This is a genomic window from Ruegeria sp. CDSB117, from assembly GCF_059611005.1.
Genome location: NZ_JBXWOS010000028.1, coordinates 25,326 through 35,706, shown reverse-complemented (window position 1 = coordinate 35,706; position 10,381 = coordinate 25,326). Strand labels below are relative to the sequence as shown.

General features: G+C 58.2%; 8 protein-coding genes. 2 read left to right on the top strand and 6 right to left on the bottom strand.

All coding sequences use genetic code 11. The features are described 5' to 3' along the window. Positions 1-341: 341 nt before the first annotated feature. Positions 342-2,543 (bottom strand): catalase/peroxidase HPI, encoded by a 2,202-nt coding sequence (gene katG, locus AC2FJC_RS21370; RefSeq protein ID WP_496741478.1) that lies wholly within the window; start codon positions 2,541-2,543, stop codon positions 342-344. A gap of 269 nt (positions 2,544-2,812) precedes the next feature. Continuing rightward, the gene (locus AC2FJC_RS21365; protein ID WP_496741477.1) at positions 2,813-3,658 is read right to left on the bottom strand and encodes an SDR family oxidoreductase; all 846 of its coding nucleotides are present in this window, start codon (positions 3,656-3,658) and stop codon (positions 2,813-2,815) included. Positions 3,659-3,748: 90 nt separating this feature from the next. On the opposite strand from AC2FJC_RS21365, the gene AC2FJC_RS21360 reads away from it, so the two are divergent. After that, positions 3,749-4,381 (top strand): class I SAM-dependent DNA methyltransferase, encoded by a 633-nt coding sequence (locus AC2FJC_RS21360; RefSeq protein WP_496741475.1) that lies wholly within the window; start codon positions 3,749-3,751, stop codon positions 4,379-4,381. 5 nt (positions 4,382-4,386) lie between these two features. Here the strand turns inward: AC2FJC_RS21360 and AC2FJC_RS21355 are convergent, their stop codons facing one another. The 3 genes from AC2FJC_RS21355 to AC2FJC_RS21345 are packed head-to-tail and all read right to left on the bottom strand — an operon-like array spanning position 4,387 to position 8,355. Then, positions 4,387-5,166, bottom strand: a complete 780-nt coding sequence (locus tag AC2FJC_RS21355; RefSeq protein WP_170563803.1) for a carnitinyl-CoA dehydratase — start codon at positions 5,164-5,166, stop codon at positions 4,387-4,389. Beyond that, positions 5,163-7,178, bottom strand: a complete 2,016-nt coding sequence (locus AC2FJC_RS21350; RefSeq protein WP_496741473.1) for an acetate--CoA ligase family protein — start codon at positions 7,176-7,178, stop codon at positions 5,163-5,165. Before AC2FJC_RS21350 ends, AC2FJC_RS21355 begins: the two co-directional genes overlap by 4 nt. 16 nt (positions 7,179-7,194) lie before the next feature. Continuing rightward, positions 7,195-8,355 (bottom strand): acyl-CoA dehydrogenase family protein, encoded by a 1,161-nt coding sequence (locus tag AC2FJC_RS21345; RefSeq protein WP_109313076.1) that lies wholly within the window; start codon positions 8,353-8,355, stop codon positions 7,195-7,197. A 78-nt stretch (positions 8,356-8,433) separates the two neighbouring features. Between AC2FJC_RS21345 and AC2FJC_RS21340 the strand changes: the two genes are divergently transcribed. After that, a complete protein-coding gene (locus tag AC2FJC_RS21340; protein ID WP_496741471.1) occupies positions 8,434-9,375 on the top strand; it encodes a GlxA family transcriptional regulator in 942 nt (313 codons plus the stop codon). Here AC2FJC_RS21340 and AC2FJC_RS21335 read toward each other — a convergent pair. Next, positions 9,372-10,361, bottom strand: coding sequence for a sterol desaturase family protein (locus AC2FJC_RS21335; protein ID WP_496741470.1), 990 nt, complete (start codon positions 10,359-10,361; stop codon positions 9,372-9,374). The genes AC2FJC_RS21340 and AC2FJC_RS21335 overlap by 4 nt on opposite strands. Between the last annotated feature and the right edge of the window lie 20 nt (positions 10,362-10,381).

The window sequence follows — 10,381 nt, the reverse complement described above, 5'->3', positions numbered from 1 at the left end:
CGTCTCCACCGTCTCTCCGATGCGTCCGGCCGTCTCTCCGACCCGTCAGCACCGCCTCAGCAGCGCCGGTGAAGGGGTATTTACGGATTAGGTCTGGGACCTGCAACCCCCATTTTGAAAAAACTTCACATTTCTCTGCAGAAACTCTCCCATGTTAATGAAAACAATAAGTTAGCTTAATAATTTGGGTAAGAAACAGGGCTGGGCGATGCGTGACGCGCGGGTTAGTCAAGGCTTTGGGCGGAATCGTACCCAATGCTTGGTATGCCCGCGGGACTCGACCCAAAGAAAACGCCGCCCGAGTCCCCTCGGGCGGCGCTACCTCTGCTATGATCGTCGGTTTACTTCAGATCAAATCGATCCGCGTTCATCACCTTGTTCCAGGCCGAGACAAAGTCACAGACGAATTTACCCTCGGCACCCGTCTGACCGTAGACCTCAGCAAGCGCCCGCAGTTGCGAGTTGGATCCGAAGACCAGATCGACGCGTGTACCAGTCCATTTGACCTCACCGCTGGCGCGGTCACGACCTTCATAGACGCCCTTGCCGGCCGGTTTCCACTCGGTGTCCATATCCAGAATGTTGGTGAAGAAGTCATTGCTGAGTACACCCACACGATCCGTGAACACCCCATGCTTGGCGTCACCGAAATTGGCACCAAGAACTCGCAGGCCGCCGACAAGTGCCGTCATCTCTGGTGCGGACAAGGTCAACAATTGTGCGCGATCGACCAGCAACTCTTCGGGCGAGACGGTGTAGTCGGCCTTTTGGTAGTTGCGGAAACCGTCTGCTGCGGGTTCCAGCACTGCGACACTGTCCACATCGGTCTGCTCTTGCGATGCATCGGTGCGGCCCGGGGTGAACGGAACCTCGACATCCTGACCGTCAGCTTTGGCAGCCTGCTCGATGCCGACGGCACCGGCCAGAACGATCAGGTCGGCCAGCGACACTTTCTTGTTGCCTGACTGCGCGCCGTTGAACGCCTCTTGAACGCCTGTCAGCGCATCCAGCGCCTTGGACAGTTTCATTGGCTCGTTGACGTCCCAATCCTTCTGAGGCGCAAGACGGATACGGGCGCCGTTGGCACCGCCCCGCTTGTCCGACCCGCGGAAGGTCGAGGCCGAGGCCCATGCGGTCGAGATCAGCTCGGACACCGACAGACCGGATGCAGCGATCTTGGCTTTCAAATCCGCTACATCGGCATCATCAACCAGGTCGTGATCCACCGCAGGCACGTTGTCCTGCCAGATCAACTCCTCGGTCGGGGCTTCCGAACCGATGTAGTTCGAACGCGGACCCATGTCGCGGTGAGTCAGTTTGAACCAGGCGCGCGCGAAGGCATCTGCGAACTCTTCCGGGTTCTCGTGGAAGCGTTTCGAGATCGGGCCATAGATCGGATCCATGCGCATCGCCATGTCGGCGGTGGTCATCATGGTTTTGACCTTCTTGGTCGGATCACCGGCCGCTGGGGCCATGTCTTCTTCTTTGACGCCGATTGGTTCCCATATCCATGCGCCTGCGGGGCTTTTGGTCAGGTTCCACTCGTATCCGAACAGCAGGTCAAAGTATCCGTTGTCCCATTTGATCGGGTTTGCGGTCCATGCGCCCTCGATACCCGAGGTCGTGGTATCGTCACCGACGCCCGAACCGAACTTGTTGATCCAGCCAAGGCCCATCTCTTCGATCGGTGCCGCTTCGGGTTCGGGGCCGACCAGATCAGGATCGCCCGCGCCGTGCGCCTTACCAAAGGTGTGACCACCAGCAACCAGTGCGACGGTTTCTTCGTCATTCATCGCCATCCGGCCAAAGGTGTCGCGGATATCACGGCCCGAGGCCAGCACGTTTGGTTCACCATCCGGACCTTCTGGGTTCACATAGATCAGACCCATCTGAACGGCAGCCAGCGGGTTTTCCATGTCGCGCTCACCAGTGTACCGGCTGTGCGGGTTGTCGGTGGGGGCAAGCCACTCAGTTTCGGAACCCCAATAGATGTCTTCTTCTGGCGCCCAGATATCCGCGCGACCACCAGCAAAGCCAAATGTTTTGCCGCCCATGGATTCAATGGCGCAATTGCCGGCAAGGATCATCAGGTCGGCCCAGGAAATCTGGTTGCCGTATTTCTGCTTGATCGGCCACAGCAGACGGCGCGCCTTATCAAGGTTGCCGTTATCCGGCCAGCTGTTCAGTGGCGCAAAGCGCTGGTTCCCGGTCGAGGCACCGCCACGGCCATCCGCCGTGCGATATGTACCGGCGCTGTGCCAGGCCATCCGGATGAACAGACCGCCGTAATGACCATAGTCGGCAGGCCACCAATCCTGAGAATCGGTCATCAGCGCGTACAGGTCTTCTTTCAGCGCCTTCATGTCCAGCTTCTTAAATTCTTCAGCGTAGTCGAAATCAGGCCCCAGCGGGTTCGACGCGGGCGCGTTCTGATGTAGGATCGAAAGGTTCAGCTGGTTCGGCCACCAATCCCGGTTCGACCGGGTTCCTGCGCCGTGCATTACAGGGCATCCGCCCATTTTGGGGTTATCACTTCCGTCCATGTCGATCTCCAATCCTGGCTAAAATCCGGCTCGTTCGCGCGGTGAGAAACGCGGGCGATCAAGAACATATATAGATGACACTTTTACCTCTTTTAGATGCGCGGCTTGGATTGCACGCATTCTGTCAAAGGTATCGGCGACTCTTGTCTTGTCGCCGCCAGACCTAGCAAATTCGCACCATGCAAATAAGTTTTCTTTATGGATGGTTTTGATAACCAAAAACTATCACTAAGCACCCGGTGCGCATCGCCGGAAATCAGGCCGGTAGCTCAGTCACCGGTCATCAGCGACCTCAATCCGACCCTATAGTTCGGATACATCAGGTTTACACCCAGCTCATCCTTGATCCGATCGTTTCTGACCCGCTTGTTCTCATTGTAAAAGCTGCGCGCCATGGGGGTCATGTCGGCCTCGTCGAAGGGTACTTCGGGCGGCAATGACAATCCCTGCAATTCGGCCGCATAGGCGATGACATCCTGCGGTGGAACGGGTTCATCATCACATACGTTGTAAATCGCCCCCGGATTGGGCGCGGACATGGACGCGGCAAGAACCTGTGCAATGTCGGCGACATGAATTCGGGAAAAGACCTGCCCCGGCTTAATGATGCGCCGCATACCAACACGCTTGAGCTTGGAAAACGGCCCGCGACCGGGACCATAGATGCCCGCAAGGCGAAAGATGTGTGTCGGCAAGCCGGGGATGTTCTGCCACTGCTCTTCCGCCTGCACCCGCCATTTGCCGCGCTGCGCCGTTGGCGTCGCAGGAGTGACCTCGTCGACCCAGTTGCCCTGATGATCGCCATACACGGCCGTGGTCGAAAGATAGCCAACCCATTTGAATTGCGCAGCCCGTTCCGCAATCTCATCCGCCAATGCACCCAGAACCGGATCTCCGTCCGCGTTTGGCGCAGCCGAGATCAAAAGATGCGTCACCCCATCCAGCTGTGGCACTTGCCCCGGCCAGATCACCGGCTCTGCGCCGGATGCCTTGACCACCTGCGATTGGGCCGGATCACGCGTCGTACCCAAGATACGCCAACCATGGGGTTGCAACTGACGGGACAAGGCCTGTGCCGAGTACCCGTGACCGAAGGAAAATAGTGTGCCTGTCATACGCTCTTAGATGATCCGCAATTTCGCCAGATGCAAGAACTCTGCCAAGGATACTTGATTCGAATCCCCCAATGCGCCTTTCTTTTGGGTATGAGTGACAAAACACCAGATCTGCATGCCGCCTACGCGCTGGATTCCCCGGAAGACCACAAGCGTCTCTATGCTGAATGGGCCGGGGATTACGATGAAGGCTTTGCCACGCGCGAGGACTATCAGCTGCACATCCATACCGCCCGCGCCTTTGTCGGCGCAGGCGGGCAAGGGCCTGTTCTTGATGTAGGTGCAGGCACCGGTTTGTGCGGTGCAGTTCTGGCCCGGCTAGGTGTGGGGCCGATAGATGCCACCGATATCAGCGCCGAGATGCTAGATCAGGCCATGCGCAAGGATATCTACCGCGACGCCATCGAGGCCGATCTGAACGAAGGCATCCCGGTGCCGCGCGAAAGCTACTCCGGGATCGTTTCATCCGGCACGTTCACCCATGGCCACCTTGGGCCAGAAGCTTTGTCTGCGCTGCTGCGTGTGGCCCGCCCCGGTGCTCAGTTTGCCCTGTCGATCAATGCCCAACATTATGAAAAGCTGGGATTTGCCGAAGCCCTGCACCGGTTGGCCCAAGGCCGGATTCGAAACCTGACCCTGCCCGAAGTTCGCATCTATGGCGATCTTGCATCTGGCCCCAACAAAGATGACACAGCGCTGATAGCCCTGTTTGAACGCGCTTAGGCCGACTATCGACCTTTCCACACGGGATCACGCTTTTCAGCAAAAGCGCGGGCGCCTTCCAGATTGTCTTCAGAGCCATAGAGGGTATCAACTGTTGGCAATTGCCGCCCGGTAATCCGATTCATGGCATCCTGAAACTTGGAATCTTCGGCATCCCGTACAATCTCTTTGATTGCGGCATAAACCAAAGGCGGTCCGCTGGCCAAAAGACGCGCCAGTTCCCATGCCCGATCCATCAGTTGATCGCCTGACACGATTTCGTTCACCAATCCCCAGTTCTTAGCCTCTTGGGGGTCAAACCAGCGTCCGGTCAAAAGCAGTTCCATTGCCACGTGATAAGGGATGCGCTTGGGCAGTTTGACGCTGGCGGCATCTGCCACTGTGCCGGACCGGATCTCCGGCAATGCAAAACTGGCGTGATCCGCCGCGATGATCATGTCTGCGCTCAGGGCCAGTTCCAGCCCGCCGCCGCAGGCAATCCCGTTGACCGCCGCAATCACCGGCTTGTTCATGTCCCGCAGTTCCTGCAGCCCGCCAAATCCACCGACGCCATAGTCACCATCCACAGCATCGCCATCAGCTGCGGCCTTCAGGTCCCAACCGGGGCAAAAGAATTTCTCACCACCTCCGGTCAAGATCGCAACACGCAAATCGGGATCATCACGGAAATCGCGAAACACCTCGCCCATGACACGGCTGGTCGCCAAATCAATTGCATTCGCTTTCGGACGGTCCAGCGTGACTTCCAGAATTGCGCCATCGCGCTTGGTTTTGACCGGGTTCATATTCTTGCCTTTCGGATCAGAGCATCCACCGCTATGGCACGGTTCGGTGTGCAGATCAGTGGGTTTATTTCAACTTCGCTGACATGGGATGCGTTGGCAATGACATAGGCCTGCACCGCATCGACAGCGTCCAGGATCGCCTCAATCTCTGCCGCTGATTTGCCGCGATATCCCGCCAGCAAGGGGGCGCAGTTCAATTTGCCCAGCGCCTCTTTCACCGCGTCGCGAGAGGAGGGGATCAAAAGTGAAACCGTGTCGCGCAAGATTTCAGTCAACACACCCCCTGCACCCAGCGTCAGAACAAACCCATGCGCAGGGTCTCGGGTCACGCCGACCAACAATTCTGCCACGCCACCAACAGCCATTTCCTCAATAAGGACGTCATCAGTTCCGATATTCGCCGCGACTTCGCCCACAGCGTCGGCGAGAACTTCAAGGCGCACGGCCGCATGTTCCGATTTATGCGCTAGCCCGACGCCCTTGATCGCAAAAGGACCAGTCAGCGCGGCAGAGGCTTGTTTCGCCTGATCCGCCGGTACCACAACGTTGAGCGGTACACGCACACCGAAATCCGCCAGCGCCTTTTTGGCTTCTGCTTCGGTCAGAACACGATCTGCAACGGTGTCCCGGGGCAACAGGACCGGTTCGGCCTCTGTTGCTTGCGGCCGCGCGGCCGCCTCAATTGCCGCAAGCGCTTCATGCAATCCGGCAAAAGGGATAACACCGCCATCGAGTAATCGCTGTGCAACGTCTTCGGGCAAAAGCTCCGGCAGAGTCGCTGTTACCGCAAATGGCCGCCCCGTCTGAGCAACACAATTCAAAGCAGCCTGCGTGGCGCATTCCCAATCCGTCGCATCCGTGTGCGGATAGTCGAGAATAGCCATAGTCAGGGCCTGTTTCGGGCTCATCATTGCGGACCATGCCCGTGTCATAGCCTGCGTGTCCCGCCAGATATAGGTGTGATAATCCAGCGGGTTCGCCAAGGCCACCATCTGCCCCAGAGCATCGCGCAGATCAGCTTTTTGTGCTTGCGACAACGGCGGGAAGTGCAGATTGCGCCCCTCGGCCATGTCCGCGGCCAGACTTGCCTCACCACCTGAGCAACTGATCGACCCCAAACCGTTGCTGTCCAAGCGCCCGGTCACGTGCAGCAATTTGAGGCATTCCAGGAAACTGGGAATGTCATCCAAACGCGCAATCCCGAGCCGATCCAGAAACGCTTGCGCGCCCGCGTCGCCTCCGGCCAATGATGCTGTGTGAGAAATTGTCGCCGCCTGTGCATGGGCGGACCGGCCCACTTTCAGCGCAACAATCGGCACGTTACGATCCCGCGCCTTTTTGGCCAGCGCCTCCCATTTACGCAGGTCACCGAACCCCTCGATATGGACGCCAATCGCTGTGATCCGGTCATCATCCAACAGGGCCGAGGCGATGTCGGCCTGATGCGTCTGCGCTTGATTTCCGCTGGTCAGCATAAAGGCCAGCGGCAAGGCCCGGCGCTGCATTGTCATGTTGATTGCGATGTTCGAACTTTGCGTCAGGATCGCCACACCGCGATCTACCGGTCGCATGCCGTGCTGATCGGGCCAAACAGCGGCGCGGTCCAACCCGTTGACGAAGCCATAACAGTTTGGCCCCAGGATCGGCATCTCGCCTGCGGCCTGCACCAAACGGACCTGCAAATCTGCACCCTGATCGTCCTCGGCATGCGCTTCGGTAAATCCCGAGGCAAAACACACTGCACCCCCGGCCCCCATGGCCGAAAGGACCGCGATCGTCTCGATCGTTGCATGACGGTTGATGCCAACAAAGGCTACGTCGGGGGCCGCTGGAAGGTCCTCAAGGCGTGCAAAGGCACTCAGACCCGCGATTTGACCGGCTTTTGGGTGGACCGGCCAGATGTCGCCCTGAAACCCGAATTTCCGGGCCTGTTCGATCACTGAGACGCACCAGGCGCCGCCGCCAATCACAGCGATGGATGTGGGGTGCAAAACGCGTGACAGGGAAGACATCAGGCAGCCCCCTCCATCACGCACCGAGTGCCCTCAAAAGATCGCGACTGATAATGTGGCGCTGAATTTCGCTGGTCCCGTCCCAGATACGTTCGACCCGCGCGTCGCGCCAGAACCGCTCAAGCGGGTAATCGTCCATCAGACCCATGCCGCCGTGGATCTGGATGGCAGCATCGGTGACCCGCGCCAGCATTTCCGAGGCATAGAGCTTGGCCGAGGCGATTTCGCGATTTGCGGGCAGGCCTTTGTCCAACCGATCCGCAGCGGCCAGGGTCAACAGGTCTGCGGCATCGATTTCGGTTATCATATCGGCGATCTGAAAGGACACGCCCTGAAACTTGCCGATCTTCTGGCCGAATTGTTCGCGCGTGGCGGAATAATCCAGCGCATAGTCGAAAGCCCGGCGCGCCCGACCTACGGACATGGCGGCTACCGTGATACGGGTCGCATAAAGCCATGTGTTCATCACCTCGAACCCGCCATCAACCTCACCCAGAACCTGAGCGTCTGGCAGACGGCAATCGTCGAAATCAAGAACCATGTTCTTGTAGCCGCGATGGCTGACCGATTTGTACCCGTCCCGGATGGTGAAACCGGGCGTTCCGCGATCCACCAGAAACGCCGTAATGCGTTTTTTGGGGCCTTTTGGCGTCTGATCCTCGCCGGTCGCGATAAAAACGATGATGAAATCCGCGTGCTCCGCGCCCGAGATGAAATGCTTGGTGCCATTGACCACCCAGTCTCCGCCATCCCGCACCGCGGCGCACTTCATTCCACGAACATCTGACCCGGCACCGGGTTCGGTCATTGCCAGCGCGTCCATCCTTTCGCCACGCACGGCGGGCATCAAGTATCGTTCGACCTGCTCGCCCTCACACGCCATCAGGATGTTCTGAGGACGCCCGAAGAAGTGATTCAGCGCCATGGACCCGCGGCCCAGCTCACGTTCGACCAGCGCGAACTCCAGATGGTTCAACCCTGCACAACCGACGCTTTCGGGAAAATTACAGGCATAAAAACCCAGCTCAATCGTCTTGCGCTTGATCTCATCCGCGATCTCCTCCGGGACTTCGCCGGTGCGCTCGACCAGCGCCTCATGCGGGTAGATTTCGTTTTCCACAAAGCTGCGAACCGTAGAGACGATCATCTCTTGTTCGTCGGACAATCCATATTGCATCGGGCGTCTCCACATCTGGCGTTGCGGCATATTCTGACGCGGCTTGCCATTTGAAACGTGCAGAAATAGAAGTTTACCATGCAAGAATGGACTAAATCACCCTCTGCACCGCAGCAAATCGGGGTTCTTCTGTTCGACGGATTCTCGAACCATTGTCTGGCCAATACGGTCGAGCCGCTGCGGGCTGCAAACACTCTGGCTGGTCGCAAATTGTATGATTGGCAGTTCCTTGCGTTGGGGGGTGATCCGGTGACATCCTCCTCCGGGCTGCAGGTCGCGCCGCATCGCCCACTCCAGACCGCCAGTGGGGACATGCTGATGGTCATGCCATCTTATGGATTCCGCGCGCATGGCGGGTGGCGGACCCTTTCGGGTCTGCGTTCTGCGGATCAGCGGTTCAAAGTGCTGGTAGGCCTCGACACTGGCAGCTGGCTTTTGGCGCAGGCAGGGCTGCTGGACGGCCATCGCGCCACGATTCACTGGGAAGAGCTGACCGGATTCACCGAGAGGTTTCCCGATATCGATGCGCGGCGCGAGCGCTATGTCGTCGACCGCAATCGCATCACTTGTTCCGGGGCAATGGCGGCCTTTGATCTGGTCTTGCACCTGATTGGGCGGGATCAGGGGCAGGCCTTGGCGCTCGAAGTTTCGCAGCTGTTTATGACCCGCGATTCCGCGCGTTCGCACAAGGGAGGCGCAGGTGCGACCAGCGGTTACGTGAACAAAGCGTTAGCCCTGATGCAGGAACATCTTGAAATCCCCCTGCCCGTATCTGAAATCGCAAACCGGGTGGGCCGGTCGCAGAAAGCCTTGTCTGTACGCATGCAAGGCGAACTGGGTGCAGGCCCTGCTCAGGTCTATCGCCGCCTGCGCCTGAATCTTGCGCGCAAACTCGTGGCGGAAACCGACCTGACCATCGGTGAAGTTGCCCTGCGCGCGGGCTATGAAGACCCCAGCGCCCTGACCCGCGCCTTCAAAGCCGAGTTTGGGATCACGCCGCGCGCGCTGCGGGCCGATTAGGTATACATCTGTTTCTTGTACGCTCTTGTCCGGGTCGTCGCCTCGGCCGATCCGTCATGATATGTGCCAAACCACTTGTCGAACGGGATTTCAGAGGTGCCGTAGTTGCATTCAAAATACCGGTGGTGAAGTTGGTGAAAAAAATCACCGGCACGAGCGGCATCCGTATCCCCTGCCTTTAGTTTTTCAAACCCGGAATGAGACAACACGGGGCTGATCTGCTGGAAGTAGGCGTGGAACAGTACATGCAACGGGTGCGACGGCACGATCAGGTGGATGAAATATGTCGTGAAATACAGCAAGTTCTCGTACCAGTGGTTCGAGATTCCCGACCAAGGCCCAATGTTCACGTTACGATGATGCACAGCATGCACGTATTTGTAGAGCTTCGGGTGATGTTCCAGCCGGTGCACCCAGTAAAAGTGCAGACCTGACCACATCGGGATAAACACCATCCACACAACGAACCAGACCGGCGCGCCGGACCACGTGATGGTCGGCACATAGCCATTCGCCATCGCCCAGTAGATGATCCACTGATAAACGGTTGCGACGGTCATCGCGCTGCCCAGCGTCCACCAGATATTGTCCAGAACCTGATTGCGGAATGTGAACGTACCATTGTTGCGGGTCAGGTCGCGACGGTCGAACTTTTTGTACATGCCCTGTCCTTTTCGCATGTACAGCCACCAATGCAGACTACCCGCGACAAGAATCTGGGGCACCATATTCAATAACCAGATGCGAAACATCCACCCGGGCGCGAAGGTTTGCATTGCTTCAAGCGAGGGAAAGAAGAACGCATAGGCGATGACGGCCAGAGACAGGCACAAGGTCAATGCCGTGATCTGCAGCCACGCTCCGCTATACCATTTCAGCACTTCAGCGGGGCGCGGCGGCCATTTAAACAAAGGGTTTAAACTTACCGGGCCGTCGGGGTGATAGTGCCAACGGGCGGATTCGGGGTTCTGAGTCGTGTCGGTCATGGTGGTTACCCAGTTGAAGT